The following is a 19,270-nucleotide window of genomic DNA, read 5'->3' as shown; positions in this document are numbered from 1 at the left end:
CTCATGATCTGATCAAGGATGTATCGATGAACCCGCAGGTGGAACGTACTGAAATCCTCGTCATTGGCGCCGGCCCGGCCGGCTCCGTGGCGGCGGCGATGCTGCGCCGGCAGGGGCGCCAGGTGCTGATCCTGGAGCGCCAGGCGTTCCCGCGGTTCTCGATCGGCGAGAGCCTGCTGCCGCAGAGCATGGAATACATCGAGGCGGCCGGGCTGCTGCAGGATGTGGTGCAGGCCGGGTTCCAGTACAAGAACGGTGCGGCGTTCGTGCGCGGCGAGGCGACCACCGAGTTTGATTTCCGCGACAAGTTCTCGCCGGGATGGGGCACCACCTACCAGGTGCAGCGCGCCGACTTCGATGACGTGCTGGCGCGCGGTGCCGAGCGCATGGGCGCTACGCTGCGCTTCGGTGATGAGGTGCTGTCCGTGCAGCCCGGGCGTCCGGCGCAGGTGCAGGTGCGCCGGCCCGATGGCAGCGAGTACACCATCGAGGCCGGTTTCATTCTCGACGCCAGCGGCTTCGCCCGGTTGCTGCCGCGCCTGCTGGACCTGGAGTCGCCGTCGAATTTCCCGGTGCGCGGTGCGATCTTTTGCCATGTGCGCGACCACATTCCGGCCGGCGCGGGCTTTGATCGCAACAAGATCCTGATCACCACCCATCCCGAGCACGTGGACGTGTGGTACTGGACGATTCCGTTCTCCAACGGCTGCTGTTCGCTGGGCGTGGTGGCCGAGCCGAGCTTCTTCGCGCGCTACCCGGGCACCGATCTGGAGAAGCTGCAGGCCATCGTCGGTGAGGATCCGAACCTGGCCCGCCTGCTCGGGAACGCCGAATGGGCGGTGCTGCCGGTGCGCACCATCACCGGGTACTCGGCCAATGTCTCCTCGTTGTGGGGCGAAGGCTATGCCCTGCTCGGCAACGCCGGCGAGTTCCTCGATCCGGTGTTTTCCTCGGGGGTGACTATCGCGTTCAAATCAGCCCAGCTGGCCAGCGATTGCCTGGCCCGCGAGCACGCCGGTGAAACGGTGGACTGGGAACAGGACTTCTCGGTGCCGCTGCGCGCCGGGGTGAAAACCTTCCGGCGCTTCGTCGAGGCCTGGTACGCCGGTGGCTTCCAGAAGATCATCTACCATCCCGATCCGCAGCCGGGGGTGCGCCGAATGATCTCCTCGATCCTGGCCGGCTATGCCTGGGATACCAACAATCCGTACGTTGCCGACGCCAGCGGTCGGCGCCTGCGCGTGCTGGAGGAACTGTGCAGCGCCTGATCCTGACCCTGTTGTTGAGCCTGCTGCTGGCCGCATGCGCCAGCACCCGCATGCCCACGCCGCTGGTACAGCTGCCCGTGCTGCAGCTGGCGCCCTCGGCATTGCCGCAGGCGGTGCAGCTGCAGCAGCGCCTGCAGTTCCGCTTCGGCAGCCACGAGCGTGAGCTGGATGCCCTGCTGGAGGTGGATGCCGAACAGGTGCGGCTGGCGGTGCAGGCGATGGGCCAGACCGGCGTGCGCATGGTCTGGGACGGGCAGCATCTGGAACAGACCCGGGCCCCGTGGCTGCCGCCGCAGGTGCGCGGCGAGCGCGTGCTCGACGACCTGCAGTTCGCGTTGTGGCCCGCCGCGGCGATCCGTGCCGCGCTGCCGGACGGCTGGAGCCTGCAGGAAACCGACGGCGTGCGCAGCCTGGTCCAGGGCGGCACACCCTGGCTGGTGCGCGAGACATTGCCCGATGGTCGCGTGCGGCTGCGCAACCTGGCCGAGGGCTACGAACTGGTGATCGAATCAATGGACATGGGGCAGGGCCGAGAGTGAGCAGCAGCGCGGTCTATCTGAACGAGCTGGGCGTGATCTGCGCACTGGGGGCCGACCGCGCCCAGGTGCGCGAGGGCCTGTTCGCGGCGCAGCCCGGCGGGCTGCACGACAACGACACCATCCTGCCCGGCCGCACGCTGGCGCTGGGCGAAGTGCAGGCGCCGCTGCCGGACCTGGCCGACCTGCCGGTCGCCCTGCGCGGCCGCAACAACGGCCTGCTGGACGCTGCGCTCGGCCAGATCCGCGAGGCCGTCGATGCCGCCGTCGCCCGTTTTGGTGCCGAGCGCGTGGCGGTGATCATCGGTACCAGCACCTCGGGCATCGGCGAGTCGGAGCACGCACTGCGCACCTATCACCGCGATGGCGTGTGGCCGGCGGATTTCCATTACGCCCAGCAGGAAATGGGCACCGCCGCGCGCTTCGTGCGTGAGCGGATCGGCAGCACCGGCCCGGCCTGGACGATCTCCACCGCGTGCTCGTCCAGCGCCAAGGCGCTGATGTCGGCCGCACGCCTGCTGCGCGCCGGCGTGGTCGATGCGGTGGTCGCCGGCGGGGCGGACTCGATGTGCCGCTTCACCGTGGCCGGGTTCAGCGCGCTGGAGTCGGTCTCGGCGGTGCGCTGCAATCCCTTCTCGGTAAACCGCAGCGGCATCAACATCGGCGAAGGCGCCGCGCTGTTCCTGATGACCCGCGAGCCGGGCCCGGTGCGCCTGTCCGGCTGGGGCGAATCGTCCGATGCCCACCACATGTCCGCGCCGGATCCGCAGGGACGTGGCGCGATCGATGCCATGCAGCAGGCCCTGGACCGGGCCGGGCTGGCGCCGGCGCAGATCGACTACGTGAACCTGCATGGCACCGCCACCGGTCACAACGATGCGATGGAAAGCCAGGCGGTCGCCGCGGTGCTGGGCACGCAGGTGCCGGCCAGCTCGACCAAGCCTCTGACCGGGCACACGCTCGGCGCCTCGGGCGCGATCGAAGCGGCGCTGTGCTGGATGACCCTGGCCGACAACCCGGACCAGCAGCTGCCCACCCACTGGTGGGACGGGCAGCCCGATGACGCCTTGCCGGCACTGGCGCTGGTGGCGCCCGGGACGCGTGCCGCGCAGCCGCTGCAGCACGTGCTCAGCCATTCGTTCGCCTTCGGCGGCAGCAACGCCGTGCTGGCCCTGGCGCGAGGATGAGCATGCCGCTGCCCGATGACATCGATGCGGTGCTGCCGCACCGCGACAGCATGCGCCTGATCCACCGCGTGGTGGCCTGGCAGGACGAGTCCATCGCCGTTGAGGTGGACGTGCCTGCGCAGGGGCTGTTCTGCACGCCTGATGGCGTGCCCGCCTGGGTCGGGGTGGAGTACATGGCGCAGGCGATCGCCGCCTGGGCCGGGTGCCGCGCACGCCACGCCGGCCGCGCGCCGTCGATCGGCTTCCTGCTTGGCACCCGCCGGTACACCGCCCACCAGCCGTTCTTTGCCGCCGGCAGCTGCCTGCGGGTGGAGGCGAACTGCGAGTTGTTGGGCGAGAATGGCCTGGGCATGTTCGCCTGCCGGATCCTGGCGGGCGATATCGAAATGGCGGTTGCCAACGTCTCCGTGTTTGAACCCACGGACGCGATGGCCTATCTGGAGAGTGGAGAGGCATGACAGGGAATCTGACCGTGCTGGTGACCGGCGCCAGCCGGGGCATCGGCCGTGCCGTGGCGCTGCGTTGCGCGCGCGACGGCTTCGATGTGGTGGTGCATTGCCGCAGCCGCATCGAGGAAGCACAGGCCGTGGTGGCCGAGATCCAGGCGCTGGGCCGACAGGCCCGGGTGCTCATGTTCGACGTCAGCGACCGCGATGCCGCGCGTACCGCGCTGGAAGCGGACATCGACGCGCACGGCACGTATTACGGGGTGGTCTGCAATGCCGGCATCGCCCGCGATGGCGCCTTCCCGGCGATGCCGGCCGAGGATTGGGATGCGGTCATCCACACCAACCTGGACAGCTTCTACAACGTGCTGCACCCGCTGGTGATGCCGCTGGTGCGCCGGCGCAAGCCCGGCCGCATCGTCACCTTGTCCTCGGTCTCCGGCCTGGTCGGCAACCGCGGCCAGACCAACTACAGCGCGGCCAAGGCCGGCATCATCGGCGCCACCAAGGCGCTGGCGCTGGAGCTGGCCAGCCGCGCGATCACGGTCAACTGCGTGGCCCCCGGGCTGATCGAGACCGAGATGGTCAATGAAGAAGTGGTCGAGCACGCGCTCAAGCTGATCCCGGCCAACCGCCTGGGCCAGCCGGAGGAGGTCGCTGCCGCGGTCTCGTTCCTGCTCTCCGAATCGGCCGGCTACATCACCCGCCAGGTGATCTCGGTGAACGGAGGGATGGTCTGATGGCCCGCCCCGATCGTCGCGTGGTGGTCACCGGCGCGGCTGCCATCAGCCCGCTCGGGCAGGACTGGGCGAGCATCCGTGCGCGCCTGCAGGCCAGGACCAATGCGGTGCGCTACATCCCCGAATGGGAGGTCTTCGATGGCCTCAACACCCGCCTGGCCGCACCGGCCGAAGATTTCGAGCTGCCGTCCAACTACAACCGCAAGACCACCCGCAGCATGGGCAAGGTGGCGGTGATGTCGGTGCGTGCCACCGAGCTGGCGCTGGAGGCGGCCGGCCTGCTCGGCCATCCGGTGCTTCGCAGTGGCATGGCCGGCGTGGCCTACGGCTCGTCCTCGGGCAGCCACGAGGCCACCGCCGAGTTCGGCCGGATGCTGCATGAGCACACCACCGAAGGCATCAGCGCCACCACCTACCTGAAGATGATGAGCCACACCTCGCCGGTGAACATCGGCGTGTTCTTCGGCTTGTCCGGGCGGGTCTACACCACCTCCAGCGCCTGCACCTCGGGCAGCCAGGGCGTGGGCTCGGGCTATGAAGCGATCCGCAGCGGCAAGCAGACCGTGATGGTCACCGGCGGTGCCGAGCAGCTCGACGCCACCGCCGCCGCCGTGTTCGACACCCTGTTCGCCACCAGCGTGCGCAACGATGCGCCGCAGACCACGCCCAGTCCGTTCGATGCCCACCGCGACGGCCTGGTGCTGGGCGAGGGCGCCTGCACGCTGATCCTGGAAGAGCTGGAGCATGCCCAGGCCCGCGGCGCCACGATCCTGGCCGAAGTGGTCGGCTACGGCACCAACAGCGACGGCCAGCACGTCACCCAGCCCAGCGCCGGGACCATGGCGCAGGCCATGCGGCTGGCGCTGGAGGATGCCGACCTGGCTGCCGACCGGATCGGTTACGTCAACGCGCACGGCACCGCCACCGAGCATGGCGACATCGCCGAAACCCAGGCCACCCACCAGGTGTTCGGCCCCGGCGTGCCGATCAGCTCGCTCAAGAGTTATGTGGGTCACATGCTCGGTGCCTGCGGCGCGTTCGAGGCCTGGCTGAGCATCGAGATGATGCGCGAGGGCTGGTTCGCCCCCACCCTGAACCTGCACGAGGTCGATCCCCGCTGCGGTGCGCTGGATTACATCCATGGCGACGGCCGTGCCTTGCAGACCGACTACGTCATGAGCAACAACTTCGCCTTCGGCGGCATCAACACCTCGTTGATCTTCCGCCGCTGGCAGGATTGACCGCAGTTTCCGGCCCGCGTCGCGGGCCGGCCGTTCCGTAGACCCCTCGCATCCCCCCAACAAGGAGAAAGTTGAATGCGTCGTTTTGCCCTGATCGCCGCCACCGCGCTGCTCGCCCTGGCCAGTACCGCCCAGGCCCGCGAAACCCGTGTCGAGCAGTCGCTGCATGAGCTGGTCAATTCCGCTGAAGCCCGCAACGTGGGCATCGACGGCAGCGTGAAGTTCTATCTGGCCGGTGAAAAGGTCAGCGTAGTGGAACGCCTGGGCGAGGACGTGACCAACAAGAAGACCAACGCCGCCAACAAGAGCGATGCCGAAGCCTGCCGCTGGGTGGCGCTGTCGGCGCTGCGCGCGCTGCAGGATGGGGCAAAGTCGCGCGGTGCCAATGCCGTGGTCGACCTCGTCAGCTACTACAAGAAGAACGAGTTCAAGAGCACCGCCAACTACGAATGCTACGCGGGCGCGATCCTGGCCGGAGTGGCGCTGAAGGGCACCTACGCCAAGGTGAAGTGAGCCCCCGGGCCACCGTCCCTGCCGGGGCGGTGGTCCATGCAGCGGCCAACGCAGGTACCGGCGGCATCGCCGCAGCGACGCATTCATCACAGCGGCATCGGCAGACTGCAGCGGCGCCCAGCTGAACGACATCACGACATTGATGAACCTGATGCTGTCGCGTGACGGAAAACCGACGGTAGACAGTGCACGTGGCTTTCACCTGTGCCGGCTTTCCTCCACAATCATTGTCATTCACTACCCTGGGCAACGCCCTGCGGCATGCAAGCCTACGTCTATAAAAGCCAACGCAAGCAGGACAGCTTCGTCTATCTCGCCGTTCGTGATGACTTCTCGGTCATCCCTGACGCGGTAAAGGCCTCGCTGGCGCCGTTCCAGTTCGTTCTCGAAGTGGCCCTGACTCCCGACCGTCGCCTCGCCCAGGTCGATGCCGCACAAGTGCGCCAGAACCTGACCAAGCGTGGATTCCATCTGCAGTTGCCGCCGCCTCCGTTGGCGCCGGTCAGGTTCCCGCGACGCAATGATTGAATCCCAACGCCCCCGCGCCGTCGCATCTGCTGCCGCCCTCGGTGCGCTGCTGGCCCTGGCTGCGGCCATCGGCGGCGTGCCCGGTGCCGTGTGCGCCGCATTGGCCCAGCCGGCGTTCGCGCTGGCGGTCTCGTGGTGGCGCCGCACCCGCTCGCTGCAGCCGCTGCCGCAGGTGGTCCGTCAGGATGCGCCTGCGCTGCTGGCGCTGTGGGGGCTGGGCCCGCTGCTGCTGACCCTGCTGGTGGCCTGGCCGCTGAGTGCCCTGCACGACAGCGGCAGCCTGGCCGCCGTGCTCGGCGTGAGCGTGGCAGTCAGCGCCGCGCTGCTCGGGGTCTGGCGGACCTGGCCGCTGTGGAATGACGTGGAACGCAGCGAAGGCAGCCTGGCCCGTCACTGGCAGACCCTGGCCGGACGCGACCTGACCGCCTGGCGCGGGCTGGCCGTTGCTGCGCTGGTGGTGCTGGTGTGCGCGCTGGTGGTGCTGCCGGCGTGGCCGGGCCTGGTTTCGGCGGCGCTGCACTGGCCGATCGCCGCTGCAGTGGTACTGCTGTCCCCGCTGGCGCACGTGCTGCTGCAGGCGATTGCCCCCGCATCGACCCTGAGCGCACCGGTACCGGCCGAGACCCGCGGTGACCGCGATGATCTGTTCGCCGACGCGTACGCCGAGCCCAAACCGCTGGAATCGATCAGCCTGCACGAACAGCAGCCGGCGCTGTATGACGCGGCGCGCAGCGGCCGGGTCGACCGTGCCCTGCAGTTGCTGCAGGCCGGCGCCGACCCGCACGGGCTGCCCGATCCAGCCTGGCGCGACCAGCGCAGCCTGGCCGTGCTGGCCGCGGTGCTGCCCGACCTGCGCCTGCTGCGCGAACTGATCGCGCGCGGCGTGGGCGTCAATGCCCCGCACCGTGGCATGACCCCGCTGCTGGCTGCTACCCGCGACAGTTGGCACGGTCGCCCCGAGGCGGTGATGACCCTGCTCGCCAATGGCGCCGACCCGCGCGCGGTGGACAGCGAGGGCAACACGCCGCTGCATCACGCGGCGCGCAGTTCCGATCCCGGTGTCGCCGCGCTGCTGCGCGATGCCGCCGCCGAAGTGGACGCGCTCAATGACGACGGCTGGTCGCCGCTGGCCGTGGCCTGCCAGGTCGGCAACTGGCGGCTGGCCAAGTTCCTGCTCGAACGCGGGGCCAAGACCGAGCCGGCCGAGGGCACGCCCGTGCTGCTGGCCGCGGCCGGCACTGAAGAAGACGACCCGGCCGGTGTGCAGCTGCTGCTCAAGCACAAGGCCCGCGCCGATGCGCGCGACCGCCAGCGCCGCAGTGCACTGCACGAAGCCGCGCTGGCCGGCCATGTCGACATCATCGACGTGCTGCTGGCCGCCGGCGCCAACCTGGAAGCACGCGATGCACTGGCGCGCACGCCGTGGCTGGAGGCCGCGCGCGGTGGCCGGGCCGGCGTGGTCGAACACCTGCTGCCGCACCATCCCGACCTTAACGCGGTGGATGGCGAAGGCCGCAACGCGGTGCTGCTGGCCTGCATGGCCGACAACGTCTCGCCGCTGCTGGTGCGCCGCCTGCGCGACCTCGGCATCGCCGCCGACGTGGCCGATCCGCAGGGCCGACGCGCGGTGGACATCGCCGCCGGTGCCGGGCGCTGGGCCATCGTGTCGCTGCTGGATCCGTCCTATCCGCTGCCCTCGGCGGTCAGCGATGGGCTGGTGATGTCCGGTGACAGCGATGCGGCTCCTGCGTCGCTGCCGGACCGCCCGCCACTGGAACTGCTGCGCGAAGCACTGAGCTTCGGCAACGTCGAGGGCATGGCGGCCCTGGCCCGCCTGTGCGCGCCCGAAGAACTCGGTGCGCTGCTGCACGATGCCGAACTGGCCCTGGACCCGCAGGCGCTGGACTGGCTGCTCGCGCATGGCGCGGCCCCGGAAGTGCTCGATGCCTGCGGTGATACCCCGATGTTCGCGCTGCTGGCGCGGGGCATCGACGCGGTGCCGGCCCTGCAGGTGCTGCTGCGCCGTGGCGTGTCCCCGGCCGGTCGCGGTGGCCTGGCGCGTCTGCTGAGCGCCTGCGCCCAGCACGACCACGCCTCACGCGGGCTGGAACAGCTTGCCCTTGAACTGCTGGAACGCGGCGCGGATCCGTTCGCGCCATCGCCGGCCGGCGATCCGCCGCTGTCGCTGGCCGTGCGGCTGGGCTGGCTGCGGCTGCAGCAGGCGCTGCTCACTCAAGGCGTGGACCGCGAAGCGCGCGACAGCCATGGCATGACCGCCCTGCATCTGGCCACGGCGCTCGCGCGCGAAGGCTCGATCAAACTGCTGGTGCAACAGGGCGCCTCACCCGAAGCCCGCGCCGCCGACGGCCAGACCCCGCTGGGCGTGGCATTGTCGATCGGCCGCCGCGACCTCGCCGACTGGCTGGACTGGCGGGTGTGGCCGTTGCCGCGCCGCGCGTTGCGCGACGGTGACCTGCCGGCCGCTGCGATGGCCGGCGATGCCGATGCCGTGCGTCGCCTGGTCGACCTGGGGTTCGGGGTCGATGCCGTCGACGCCCAGGGCTGCACCGCGCTGCTGCGCGCCGCTGGTGGCGGTCACCTGGCCGTGGTGGATCTGCTGCTGACCCGCGGTGCCAACCCGCAGCATGCCGCCGCCAGTGGCGCCACGCCGCTTTCGGCGGCAGTCAGCATGCGCCAGGTGGACATCGTCTCGGCGCTGCTCGATGCCGGTGCCGAACTCGAATACCGCCTGCCGGGCGGCGTCACCGTGCTGATGCTGGCCTCCGCGCTGGGCCTGCCGGACATCGTCTCGCGCCTGCTCACCGCCGGTGCCAACGTGCACGCCGGCGATGCCCAGCAACTGGGTCCGCTGCACTGCGCGGCGCTGTACGGCTTCAGCGCGCGGGACCGTGCGCGTCTGCTCGCCCTGCTCGACACCCTGCTGCTGGCCGGTGCCGAACCGGACCAGGCCGCCGCCGGCTCGGTCACGCCGTTGCTGCTGCTGCTCGGCGCACGCGCCGAGCCGGGCACCGCCTGCGACGAGCAGATCGTGCTCGCTGCGGTGGAGCGTCTGCTGGACGAAGAGGTCTCGCTGGACGTGCGTGATCCGCGCGGCTTCGGTCCACTGCATCTGGCGGCGCTGCACGGCCTGCCGCTGCTGGTGCAGCGCCTGCTGCGTGCCGGTGCCGATCCGGATGTACGCGACGCGCTCAACCGCAGCCCGCGCGAGATCGCGGTGATGCGCGGCTTCATCGACGTCGCTGGCGAATTCGAACCGCTGGTGCCGGGCGTCTCCTCGATGGCCCGGTTCCTGCGCGATAACGGCTGACTCCGCGGCGGGTAGTGCCGGCCGCTGGCCGGCAGCGGATCAATGATGCACGCGACGGTGCATCCGCAGGTTCATCAATGCTGCGGACGGTCGTCCGCGCCCTTCCCATCACTCTCCGCATCCGCCTCGAACAGATGCATCAGGTCCGCACGCGCATCGCGCGAGGTCTGGATCACCGCCGCTTCGTCGTCGTAGACCAGGTACTGATCGCGCAGGAGTTTTTCGTCGTGCTCGCGGAAGCGCTGCACATGGCTGCGTGCGGTCTCCACCGACATGCCCAGCGCGATCAGCATCCGTTCGCTCAGTTCCAGGCTGGTGCCGAACACCTCGCGGAACGGCTCGGCGGACATGTCCATCAGCCGCCACGCATGCTGGCGGTTGCGTGCGCGCACCAGCACCACCGCATCCGGATACATGCGCCGGATCAGCCGCGTGGCCCGCATGTTGGCGTCCGGATCATCCAGCGTGACCACGTACACGCGGATGTGTTCGCCACCTGCGGCGCGCAGCATCTCCGGTCGGGTCGGGTCGCCGTAATAGAGTTTGTTGCCGAACCGGCGCAGGTCCGAGACCGTGTCCGGGTTCGACTCCAGCGCCACGAAGGGAATCTTCTGCGCGGTCAGCAGGCGCGCCACCACCTGGCCGAAGCGGCCCATGCCGGCGATCATCACTTGCGGCTGTACATCGTTGATGTCGACCTTGTCAGCAGGCTGGACGGGGGCCTTGGGTCCCTCGTCGCGACCCAGCAGGCGGATCAGGACGATCATCAGCAGCGGTGTGATCGCCATCGACAGACCCACGATCGCCACCAGCCGATCATGGTTGGCGCTGCCCAGCAGATGCGCGCGCTGCGCCTCGTTGAACACCACGAAGGCGAACTCGCCGCCCAGCCACAGCACGCTGCCCAGCAGTACCGCATGGCGGGTACGCAGCTTGGCCAGCTTGCCGATCCCGAACAGCAGGCCGAACTTCACCACCAGCAGGATCGCCACGCCGGCGGCGATCATCATCGGCTCGGCGATGATGCGGTCCAGGTCGATGCCCATGCCCACCGCGATGAAGAACAGGCCGAGCAGCAGGCCCTTGAACGGCTCGATCTGCGATTCCAGTTCGTGCCGGAATTCCGAATCGGACAACAGCACGCCGGCCAGGAACGCGCCGAGGCTGGGGCTCAGGCCGGCCTCCTGCATGAACCACGCGGTGCCCAGCACCACCAGCAGCGCAGTGGCGGTGAATACTTCGGGGCTGCGTGTACGCGCGATGATGTTGAACAGCCGGCGCAGCACCGGCCGCCCGCACAGGATCACCACGGCCAGCGCGCCGAGGGCGATCGCCACGTCATTCCACTGCAGGGTGTCGTTGCGCGCGCCGCCCAGCAGCGGAATCGCGGCCAGCAACGGGATCGCGATCAGGTCCTGGAACAGCAGGATCGCAAACCCGAGCCGCCCGTAATCGCTGTTGATCGCCTTGTGCTCGGACAGCAGCTGCAGGCCGACCGCCGTGGAGGACAGCGCCAGCGCGATGCCGACGATCAACGCACTCTTCCACTGGAAATGATCGAGCATCAGCAGGCTGCCGAGCACGAGGGCGCTGAGCGCCACCTGCAGCGCGCCGGCCCCGAACACCGAGCGGCGCATCACCTTCAGGCGGGCGGGGGACAACTCCAGCCCGATCACGAACAGCAGCATCACCACGCCGATCTCGGCGGCGCTGAGGATGCGGTCGGCGTCCTGCACGAAGCCCAGCCCATCGGGGCCGAGCACCACGCCGGCGGCGAGGTAGCCGAGCACCGCGCCCAGGCCGAGCTTCTTGAACACCGGCACGGCGATCACCGCGGCCAGCAGCAGCACCAGGGCCAGCTCGAGCGCGCCGCTATGCATGGGGGAACCTGCTCATGGGATCGTGTGCCGTGCGGGTGGAAAGCCTCCCCGGGGCAGCCGGGGCCCGTGGCCGGGGCCACGCGCCATTATGCGGCCGCGATGCCGGCCGAAGGCCACTGTTACCCGAACGGCGCGCTCCCCAAGGGTTGACCTGCGTCACACCCGGGTCCAGACTGCCCGCCGCTGCTGGCGTCCGCCGTCGGCAGTAAACCCATCCGGAGTCCCCAACCCATGTCCAGCGACAGTAGAAGTCGACCTTGCTCGACGCCAGCGATGGCGACCGCCTGACACGGGTCGGTTCGCCAGCGTTGGCGTCGCGCAATGCGATACCCACAGGCGAATACGATGAACCAGAAAGACCTGCTGCGCCCGGTGGCCGATGCCGCCTCCTTGAGCGCACCCCTCGATAATTTCAACACCGCCGATGCGGTGGAATTCCTCAACACGCTGAGCCTGTCGCGCGCCGCCGATACGCTGGCCGCGCTGCCGTTGCCGCGCGCGGTGAAGATGCTCGAGCAGCCCGAGCTCAACCGCGGTGGCGATCTGGTGGCGGCCATGCCGGTCGCCCGCGCCGCCGCCCTGCTCGGCCTGATGGCCGATGACCGCGCCACCGATATCGTCCACGAGCTGGACGAGGACGAGCGCGCGCGTCTGATCCCGCTGCTCAGCCCCGAGGCCCGCAAGGCGATCCAGCAGCTGCTCAGCTACCCGGCCCACACCGCCGGCGCCCTGATGACCACCGAGTTCGTCAGCGTGCCCTCGGACTGGACGGTGGGCCGCACCCTGCAGCACATCCGCGAGGTGGAGCGCACCCGCGAGACCGTCTACGCGATCTACGTGCTGGACCCGCATACCCGTGCGCTGGTGCAGGTCGTCACCATGCGCCGGTTGATCACCGGGCTGCCCGAGGAGCCCATCCTCGACGTCGCCCAGGTCAATCCGCCGGTGACGGTGGATGTGCAGCTGGACCAGGAAGAAGTCGCGCAGCTGATCCGCCGCCACGACCTGCTCGCGATCCCGGTGGTGGATGCGCAGCACCATGTGCTGGGCATCGTCACGGTGGACGACATCCTCGATGCCCTGATCGAAGAATCCACCGAGGACGTGCACAAGTTCGGCGGCATGGAAGCACTGGAAAAACCGTACATGCAGATCGGCTTCTTCGAGATGCTGCGCAAGCGTGCCGGCTGGCTGAGCGTGCTGTTCCTGGGTGAGATGCTGACCGCCAGCGCGATGCAGCACTACGAAGACGAGCTGGCGCGCGCGGTGGTGCTGACGCTGTTCATCCCGCTGATCATGAGCTCGGGCGGCAACTCCGGCTCGCAGGCGACCTCGCTGCTGATCCGCAGCCTGGCCCTGCGCGAGCTGCGCCTGCGCGACTGGTGGAAGGTGGCGCTGCGCGAGGTGCCGACCGGCATCACCCTGGGCGCGATCCTGGGCGTGCTGGCGATCATCCGCATCGTCTCCTGGCAGCTGCTGGGCCTGCACGACTACGGCGATCACTGGCAGCTGCTGGCACTGACCATCGGCGCGGCCCTGGTCGGCATCGTCACCTTCGGCTCGCTGTCCGGCTCGATGCTGCCCTTCATCCTCAAGCGGCTGGGCTTCGACCCGGCCAGCGCCTCGGCCCCGTTCGTGGCCACGCTGGTGGACGTCACCGGCCTGGTCATCTACTTCAGCATCGCCGCGATGATCCTGCGCGGCACCCTGCTTTAACAGGGACGGGGGTGGTTAATAACCACCCCCGTCCCTGTTACTGTCTGGTCGCATGAGCACCTACCACCTGCAAGCCGTCTTCCGCCCGCAGTCGGTCGCCGTGATCGGCGGCAGCCCGCGTGAACGCTCCGCCGGCCGGGCGGTGATGCGCAACCTGCGCGGCACCGGCTTCCCCGGCAAGGTGGCCTGGATCAATCCGCGGTACAGCGAGATCGACGGCATCCGCACCGTGAAGCGGCTCAAGGACCTGGATTGGGTGCCCGAGCTGGTGGTGATCACCGCCCCGGCCAGCATCGTGCCGCAGGTGGTGGCCACCGCCGCCGAGCGCGGCGTCAGCGCGGCGATTATCCTCACTGCCAACCTGGGCGAGGGCCCGAGCTCGCTGGCCGCACAGGTGGAAGCGGCGGCACGGCCCAAGGGCCTGCGCATACTCGGCCCGCACTGCCTGGGCGTGATCGCCCCGCACGCGCGCTTGAACGCCAGCATCGCCGCGCATTTCCCGCAGGCCGGCGATCTGGCCCTGATCTCCGAATCCAGCGCGATCGCCGCGGCCCTGGTGGAGTGGGGCGTGGCACGCTCGGTCGGTTTTTCCGCCGTGGTCTCGCTGGGTGACACCCTCGATGTCGACTTCGGCGATCTGCTCGACTACTTCGCCACCGATTACCGCACCCGCGCGATCCTGCTCTACGTCGAGCACATCCGTGACGCGCGCAAGTTCATGTCGGCCGCGCGCGCCGCGGCGCGTGCCAAGCCGGTGGTGGTGGTCAAGTCCGGCCGTCATATCCGCATCAATCCCGATGCCGATACCCACGTACAGGCGCTGGCCAGTGCCGATGCGGTGTATGGCGCGGCGTTCAACCGCGCCGGCCTGCTGCGCGTCAGCGCGCTGGACGAACTGTTCACCGCGGCCGAAACGCTGGGCCGGCTCGGCACCTTTCCCGGGCGACGGCTGGCGATCCTGAGCAACGGCGGCGGGGTAGGGCGGCTGGCGGTGGATCAGCTGCTGGCCCTGCGCGGCAGCCTGGCCGAGCTGTCGCCGGCCACCGTCGCCCAGCTCGATGCGGTGCTGCCGCAGGGCTGGTCGCGCAGCAATCCGGTCGACATCGTGGTCGATGCCGACGGCGACCGCTACGCTGCGGCGATCGAAGCGCTGATGTCCGATACCGAGAACGACGCGGTACTGGTGGTCAACGTGCCGACCGCGTTCACCTCCTCGGCCGATGCCGCGCAGGCGCTGACCCGTACGCTGGGCCTGCGCCCGCGCCATCACCGCGACAAGCCGGTGTTCGCGGTGTGGCTGGGCAACGACGACCGCGCCACCGCCACGCTCAATGCCGCACGTGTGCCGACCTACCCGACCGAAGCCGAGGCCGTGCGCGGCTTCCAGCACCTGGTGCGCTACCGTGACGCGCAGGCCGCGTTGATGGAAACTCCGCCCAGCCTGCCCGAGGATTTCGTGGTCGATACCGCCGGCGCCCGCGCGCTGGTGGAGGCGGCGCTCGCCGCCGGCCAACAGTGGTTGGACCCGATCGCTACCCACCAGCTGCTGAGCGCCTATGGCATTCCGTCCGCACCGGTGATGCAGGCACGGGATGCGCACGAGGCGATGGACCTGGCCCAGCCGCTGCTGGAGCAGGGCGCCACGGTCGCGATCAAGGTGTTCTCGGCCGACATTCCGCACAAGTCCGATGTGGACGGGGTGCGCTTGAACCTCAGCACCCTGCAGTCGGTGCATGCGGCGGCCACCTCGATCATCGCGCGCGCGCACGAGAAGCGACCCGATGCGCGCATCGATGGCGTGCTGGTGCAGCCGACCATCGTGCGGCCCAAGGCGCGCGAGCTGATTGCCGGCATCGCCGATGACCCGACGTTCGGCCCGGTGATCGTGTTCGGTCGCGGCGGCACCGCGGTCGAAGTGATCGACGACAAGGCGATCGCCCTGCCGCCGCTGGACTTGCGCCTGTCGCATGAACTGATCGGCCGCACGCGGGTCTCACGCATCCTCAAGGCGTACCGCGATGTCCCGGCCGCCGACGAACGTGCAGTCGCGCTGATCCTGGTCAAGCTTGCCCAGCTTGCCGCCGACATTCCCGAGATCCGCACGCTCGACATCAATCCGCTGCTGGCTGACCGCGACGGCGTGATCGCACTCGATGCGCGCGTGGCGATCGAACCCTCGCGCAAACTGCACAAGGGCCGCGGCCATCCGCGCTTCGCGGTATTTCCGTACCCGAAGGAGTGGGAGCGCACCATTACCCTGTCCGACGGCGCGCCGGCGTTCGTACGTCCGGTCCGCCCCGAGGACGACGCGCTGTTCCGCGCGTTCTTCGCCCGCGTGACCGACGACGACCTGCGCCTGCGCTTCTTCCAGTCGGTGAAGCATTTCAGCCACGAGTTCATCGCACGCCTGACCCAGCTCGACTACGCGCGCTCCATCGCGCTGGTGGCGATCGACCCGCGCAGCGGCGACATGCTCGGCGCGGTGCGGCTGCACGCCGATGCGGACTACGACCGCGGCGAGTACGGCATCCTGATCCGCTCCGACCTCAAGGGCCACGGCATCGGCTGGCGGCTGATGGCGATCATGATCGAGTACGCCCAGTGGCTCGGCCTGAACATCATTGAAGGCCAGGTGCTGCGCGAAAACAGCACCATGCTGGCGATGTGCCAGAGCCTGGGCTTCAAGACGCGACTGGACCCGGACGATTCCACGGTGATGGTGGTGACCCTGCCTGTGCAGGACGTGCAGGTGCCGCAGGCGCCCGATCCTGCAACGCACTGAGCCGATCGCGGTACGACGTGTGCACGTTGGCGGAGCGACAATACGGCATGACCGATCGCCTCCCCCTGCTGCTGCTCCCCGGCCTGCTCAATGACGCTGAACTCTGGCGTGCGCAGATTGCCGACCTGTCCGATATCGCCGACTGCATCGTCGGCGACCAGACCCGTGGCGAGACGATGCAGGCGGTGGTCGATGACGTGCTGGCCCAGGCACCGGCGCGTTTCGCCCTGGCCGGTTTCTCGCTGGGTGGGTTCGTGGCGCAGGCGATCCTGCGCACCGCGCCGGAACGCGTTCTGCGGCTGGCCCTGATCGATACCTCGATCCATGCCGACTCGCCCGAGCGTGCCAGGCGACGCCAGACCCAGCAGGCCAGCGTGCGCCTGCCCGGAAAATTCCACGGCTTCGGCGATGCGTTGATGCGCAGCTACATCGACGCCTCGCGGCTGGATGACGATGTGCTGGTGCAGCGCATACGCGACATGACCGCGCGGCTGGGTGCGGAGGTGTTCCTGCGCCAGAGCGCCCTGGATCGGGTGGATGGCCACGACGTGCTGGCCGGGTACCGCGATCCACTGTTGATCGTGTGTGGTGCGAACGACCGCATCACCCCGCTGGCGATCAGCGAGGAGATGCATGCGCTGGTGCCGCACTCGCACCTGGTGGTGCTGCCCGACTGCGGGCATCTGGCCCCGATGGAGAAGCCGGACGAGGTCAGCGCCGCAATGCGGGACTGGTTGCGGTGATACCGGCCAGCGGCCGGCGCTTCCCGATGATGCCCACGTCGTTGATCAGGCGCTGGCTCTTCCGGTAGGTGCCGACCGTTGGTCGGCACGCACCACCCACGCCCGACCAACCCTCGGACCCTGCCGATCAATCCCAGGCTGGCGCGATCGCTTCCGGATTGGCCAGGCGATGCCCGCGATCCAGCGTGGCGATCTGCGCCATGTCCTCATTGCTCAAACGCAGGTCGGCCGCGAGCAGATTGCCGGCCAGGTTGTCGCGCTTGGTCGAGGACGGAATCACCGCAAAGCCCTGCTGCAACGCCCACGCCAGCGCGACCTGGGCCGGGGTGGCCTGGTGACGCTCGGCGATGGCCTGGATGACCGGGTCCTTGAGTACTTCGCCGTAGGCCAGGCTCATGTATGCGGTGACATGGATGCCCTGGTCCTTCAGGAACGCGATCATCGCGCGGTTCTGCAGGTACGGGTGGACTTCGATCTGGTTGGTGGCAATCGCCCCGGCCCCCAGGATCTCGATGGCCTGGCGGGTCTGGGCGATGGTGAAGTTGGAGATGCCGATCTGCCGGGTCAGGCCCTGCGACTTCGCCTCGGCCAATGCACCCAGATACTCGGCCATCGGCACGGCATCCTTCGGCGACGGCCAGTGGATCAGGGTCAGCTCGACATGGTCGGTGCGCAGCTTGCGCAGGCTCTCGCGCAGGCTGTCCAGCAGCGCGTCGTGGTGGAAGTTGGCGATCCAGATCTTGGTGGTGATGAACAGCTCATCGCGGGCCACGCCGGATTCGGCGATGGCCTGGCCGACCTCGGCCTCGTTCTCGTAGATCTGCGCGGTATCGATGGCGCGGTAGCCGACGTCCAGCGCGTTGCGCACCGAATCGATGACGGTCTGGCCTTTCAGGCGGAACGTGCCGAGACCGAATGCGGGAATGCTCATGGAAACTCCTTCATGGGGTGAGGTGCAGGCTACGCCGTGCACCGTAAAGCGACGGTAGAGCCGACCGTGGGTCGGCTGTGGTTGCATGGAACGAATCGTTGGTCGTCTGTCAGGTAGAGCCGACCGTTGGTCGGCTGCGGTCACGGGTCCGCGACCGGAATCCCTCAATGCGCACTCACGGCGATGCCTTCGGCACGGTCGGCCACCCCATCGCGGCGGTCCAGGCGCCGCTCAACGCGGTCAGGCCGAAGGCGCCCATCACCACCAGCGCGCCCAGCCACGGGGTGTGCATCAGGCCGAAGTGATCGACCACCAGGCCACCCAGCGAAGCACCGAGCGCGATGCCGATGTTGAAGGCGGCGATGTTCAGGCCCGACGCCACGTCGGCGGCCTGCGGGGCGAAACGCTGTGCCTGCTTGACCACGTACACCTGCAGCCCCGGCACGTTGCCGAACGCCACCGCGCCCAGCGCCAGGACGGTCAGCAGCACCAGCCAGGTGTTGTAGGCGGTGAAGGTGAGCACGAACAGCACGGCCGCGAGCAGGGCGAAGATCAGCTTCAGTGCCGGGATCGGACCGCGGCGGTCGGCCAGGCGGCCGCCCCACAGGTTGCCGATCGCCACCGACACGCCATAGACCAGCAGCACGCCGCTGACCGCATTGGCCGAGAAACTGGTGACGTCCTGCAGGATCGACGCCAGGTAGGTGAACGACAGGAAGGTGCCGCCGTAGCCGAGCGCGGTGATCGCATACACCAGCAGCAGGCGCGGCTGCGCCAGCACCGACAGCTGCTGGCCGAAGGTCGCCGGCGCGCTGCGCTGCAGGTTGCGTGGCACGAACAGCAGGCTGCCGACTAGCGCGATCACGCCCAGCGCGGCCACCGCCAGGAAGGTCGCACGCCAGCCCAGGTGCTGGCCGATGAAGGTGCCCAGCGGCACGCCGGTGACCAGGGCCACGGTGAGGCCGGTGAACATGATCGCGATCGCGCTGGCCGCTTTCTCCTTGGGCACGACCGAGGTGGCGATGATCGAGCCGATCGAGAAGAACACGCCGTGCGCCAGGCCGGTGAGCACGCGCGCGACGATCAGCGAGCCATAGCCCGGCGCCATCCAGGCGATCACGTTGCCGAGCGTGAACAGCAGCATCAGCGCGACCAGCAGGGTCTTGCGCGGCACCCGGCCGGTCAGCGCGGTGAGCACCGGGGCACCGACCGCCACGCCCAGTGCGTACAGCGACACCAGCAGGCCGGCCGAGGGCAGGGTGACGCCGAGGTCGGCGGCGATCGTCGGAATCAGGCCGACGATGACGAATTCAGTCGTGCCGATGGCGTACGCACCCAGCGTCAGCGCCAACAAGGCCAAAGGGATACCACGGGACATGGACGGATACCGGTGGGGAGTGAGGCTGCGCAGTCTGCGCGCCGCACTCTTGC

General features: G+C 69.0%; 14 protein-coding genes and 1 pseudogene. 12 read left to right on the top strand and 3 right to left on the bottom strand.

Annotated features, from left to right (window positions below; translation table 11 throughout):
• The first annotated feature begins 26 nt into the window (after positions 1-26).
• From NJD74_RS13860 to NJD74_RS13820, 9 genes are all read left to right on the top strand, one after another.
• Positions 27-1,268 (top strand): NAD(P)/FAD-dependent oxidoreductase, encoded by a 1,242-nt coding sequence (locus NJD74_RS13860; RefSeq protein ID WP_070469998.1) that lies wholly within the window; start codon positions 27-29, stop codon positions 1,266-1,268.
• Positions 1,256-1,807 carry a DUF3261 domain-containing protein gene (locus NJD74_RS13855; RefSeq protein WP_070469997.1) on the top strand — a complete coding sequence of 184 codons (552 nt, stop codon included), beginning with the start codon at positions 1,256-1,258 and terminating at the stop codon, positions 1,805-1,807. The genes NJD74_RS13860 and NJD74_RS13855 overlap by 13 nt, the downstream gene beginning before the upstream one ends.
• A complete protein-coding gene (locus NJD74_RS13850; RefSeq protein WP_070469995.1) occupies positions 1,804-2,991 on the top strand; it encodes a beta-ketoacyl-[acyl-carrier-protein] synthase family protein in 1,188 nt (395 codons plus the stop codon). The genes NJD74_RS13855 and NJD74_RS13850 overlap by 4 nt, the downstream gene beginning before the upstream one ends.
• Positions 2,988-3,449: a hypothetical protein gene (locus NJD74_RS13845; protein WP_019185484.1), complete on the top strand. Its 462-nt coding sequence runs from the start codon at positions 2,988-2,990 to the stop codon at positions 3,447-3,449. Before NJD74_RS13850 ends, NJD74_RS13845 begins: the two co-directional genes overlap by 4 nt.
• Positions 3,446-4,177 carry a 3-oxoacyl-ACP reductase FabG gene (fabG, locus tag NJD74_RS13840; protein ID WP_284128624.1) on the top strand — a complete coding sequence of 244 codons (732 nt, stop codon included), beginning with the start codon at positions 3,446-3,448 and terminating at the stop codon, positions 4,175-4,177. The genes NJD74_RS13845 and fabG overlap by 4 nt, the downstream gene beginning before the upstream one ends.
• Positions 4,177-5,418, top strand: coding sequence for a beta-ketoacyl-ACP synthase (locus tag NJD74_RS13835; RefSeq protein ID WP_070469991.1), 1,242 nt, complete (start codon positions 4,177-4,179; stop codon positions 5,416-5,418). Before fabG ends, NJD74_RS13835 begins: the two co-directional genes overlap by 1 nt.
• A gap of 75 nt (positions 5,419-5,493) precedes the next feature.
• Positions 5,494-5,931, top strand: coding sequence for an excinuclease ATPase subunit (locus tag NJD74_RS13830; protein ID WP_319624370.1), 438 nt, complete (start codon positions 5,494-5,496; stop codon positions 5,929-5,931).
• Positions 5,932-6,192: 261 nt separating this feature from the next.
• Positions 6,193-6,459, top strand: coding sequence for a YcgL domain-containing protein (locus tag NJD74_RS13825; RefSeq protein ID WP_102788687.1), 267 nt, complete (start codon positions 6,193-6,195; stop codon positions 6,457-6,459).
• Complete coding sequence (locus tag NJD74_RS13820) at positions 6,452-9,787, top strand: ankyrin repeat domain-containing protein (RefSeq protein ID WP_319624369.1); 3,336 nt, start codon at positions 6,452-6,454, stop codon at positions 9,785-9,787. The genes NJD74_RS13825 and NJD74_RS13820 overlap by 8 nt, the downstream gene beginning before the upstream one ends.
• Positions 9,788-9,861: 74 nt before the next feature.
• On the opposite strand, the gene NJD74_RS13815 is transcribed toward NJD74_RS13820, so the two are convergent.
• A complete protein-coding gene (locus NJD74_RS13815) occupies positions 9,862-11,667 on the bottom strand; it encodes a monovalent cation:proton antiporter-2 (CPA2) family protein (protein WP_319624368.1) in 1,806 nt (601 codons plus the stop codon).
• A 345-nt stretch (positions 11,668-12,012) separates the two neighbouring features.
• Between NJD74_RS13815 and mgtE the strand changes: the two genes are divergently transcribed.
• Genes mgtE through NJD74_RS13800 form a run of 3 tightly spaced genes read left to right on the top strand, consistent with a single transcriptional unit; the run spans position 12,013 to position 16,908 of the window.
• Entirely contained in the window at positions 12,013-13,383 is a 1,371-nt protein-coding gene (gene mgtE, locus NJD74_RS13810; RefSeq protein ID WP_019185477.1) for a magnesium transporter, read from the top strand.
• Between the two features lie 52 nt (positions 13,384-13,435).
• On the top strand, positions 13,436-16,165 hold the full coding sequence (locus tag NJD74_RS13805; RefSeq protein WP_319624367.1) for a bifunctional acetate--CoA ligase family protein/GNAT family N-acetyltransferase: 2,730 nt from the start codon (positions 13,436-13,438) through the stop codon (positions 16,163-16,165).
• Between the two features lie 47 nt (positions 16,166-16,212).
• Complete coding sequence (locus NJD74_RS13800; protein WP_070469979.1) at positions 16,213-16,908, top strand: alpha/beta hydrolase; 696 nt, start codon at positions 16,213-16,215, stop codon at positions 16,906-16,908.
• A 127-nt stretch (positions 16,909-17,035) separates the two neighbouring features.
• On the opposite strand, the gene dkgB is transcribed toward NJD74_RS13800, so the two are convergent.
• Together dkgB and NJD74_RS13790 are read right to left on the bottom strand one after the other, a co-directional pair.
• Positions 17,036-17,839 (bottom strand): 2,5-didehydrogluconate reductase DkgB, encoded by an 804-nt coding sequence (gene dkgB / locus NJD74_RS13795; protein ID WP_070469978.1) that lies wholly within the window; start codon positions 17,837-17,839, stop codon positions 17,036-17,038.
• 164 nt (positions 17,840-18,003) lie between these two features.
• Positions 18,004-19,217 (bottom strand): annotated as a pseudogene (locus NJD74_RS13790) (MFS transporter).
• Positions 19,218-19,270: the final 53 nt, after the last annotated feature.

It is taken from the genome of Stenotrophomonas sp. RG-453 (assembly GCF_033843685.1).
In the GTDB taxonomy this organism is placed as follows: domain Bacteria; phylum Pseudomonadota; class Gammaproteobacteria; order Xanthomonadales; family Xanthomonadaceae; genus Stenotrophomonas; species Stenotrophomonas bentonitica_A.
This window is presented reverse-complemented; position numbering and strand designations above follow the sequence as displayed.

Excerpts from the sequence above, each read along its gene's own strand:
- NJD74_RS13805 (WP_319624367.1), top strand. The coding sequence starts at position 13,436 with ATGAGCACCTACCACCTGCAAGCCGTCTTCCGCCCGCAGTCGGTCGCC.
- mgtE (WP_019185477.1), top strand. The coding sequence starts at position 12,013 with ATGAACCAGAAAGACCTGCTGCGCCCGGTGGCCGATGCCGCCTCCTTG.
- NJD74_RS13825 (WP_102788687.1), top strand. The coding sequence starts at position 6,193 with ATGCAAGCCTACGTCTATAAAAGCCAACGCAAGCAGGACAGCTTCGTC.
- NJD74_RS13845 (WP_019185484.1), top strand. The coding sequence starts at position 2,988 with ATGAGCATGCCGCTGCCCGATGACATCGATGCGGTGCTGCCGCACCGC.
- dkgB (WP_070469978.1), bottom strand. The coding sequence starts at position 17,839 with ATGAGCATTCCCGCATTCGGTCTCGGCACGTTCCGCCTGAAAGGCCAG.
- NJD74_RS13800 (WP_070469979.1), top strand. The coding sequence starts at position 16,213 with ATGACCGATCGCCTCCCCCTGCTGCTGCTCCCCGGCCTGCTCAATGAC.
- NJD74_RS13830 (WP_319624370.1), top strand. The coding sequence starts at position 5,494 with ATGCGTCGTTTTGCCCTGATCGCCGCCACCGCGCTGCTCGCCCTGGCC.
- NJD74_RS13860 (WP_070469998.1), top strand. The coding sequence starts at position 27 with ATGAACCCGCAGGTGGAACGTACTGAAATCCTCGTCATTGGCGCCGGC.
- NJD74_RS13815 (WP_319624368.1), bottom strand. The coding sequence starts at position 11,667 with ATGCATAGCGGCGCGCTCGAGCTGGCCCTGGTGCTGCTGCTGGCCGCG.
- fabG (WP_284128624.1), top strand. The coding sequence starts at position 3,446 with ATGACAGGGAATCTGACCGTGCTGGTGACCGGCGCCAGCCGGGGCATC.
- NJD74_RS13820 (WP_319624369.1), top strand. The coding sequence starts at position 6,452 with ATGATTGAATCCCAACGCCCCCGCGCCGTCGCATCTGCTGCCGCCCTC.
- NJD74_RS13835 (WP_070469991.1), top strand. The coding sequence starts at position 4,177 with ATGGCCCGCCCCGATCGTCGCGTGGTGGTCACCGGCGCGGCTGCCATC.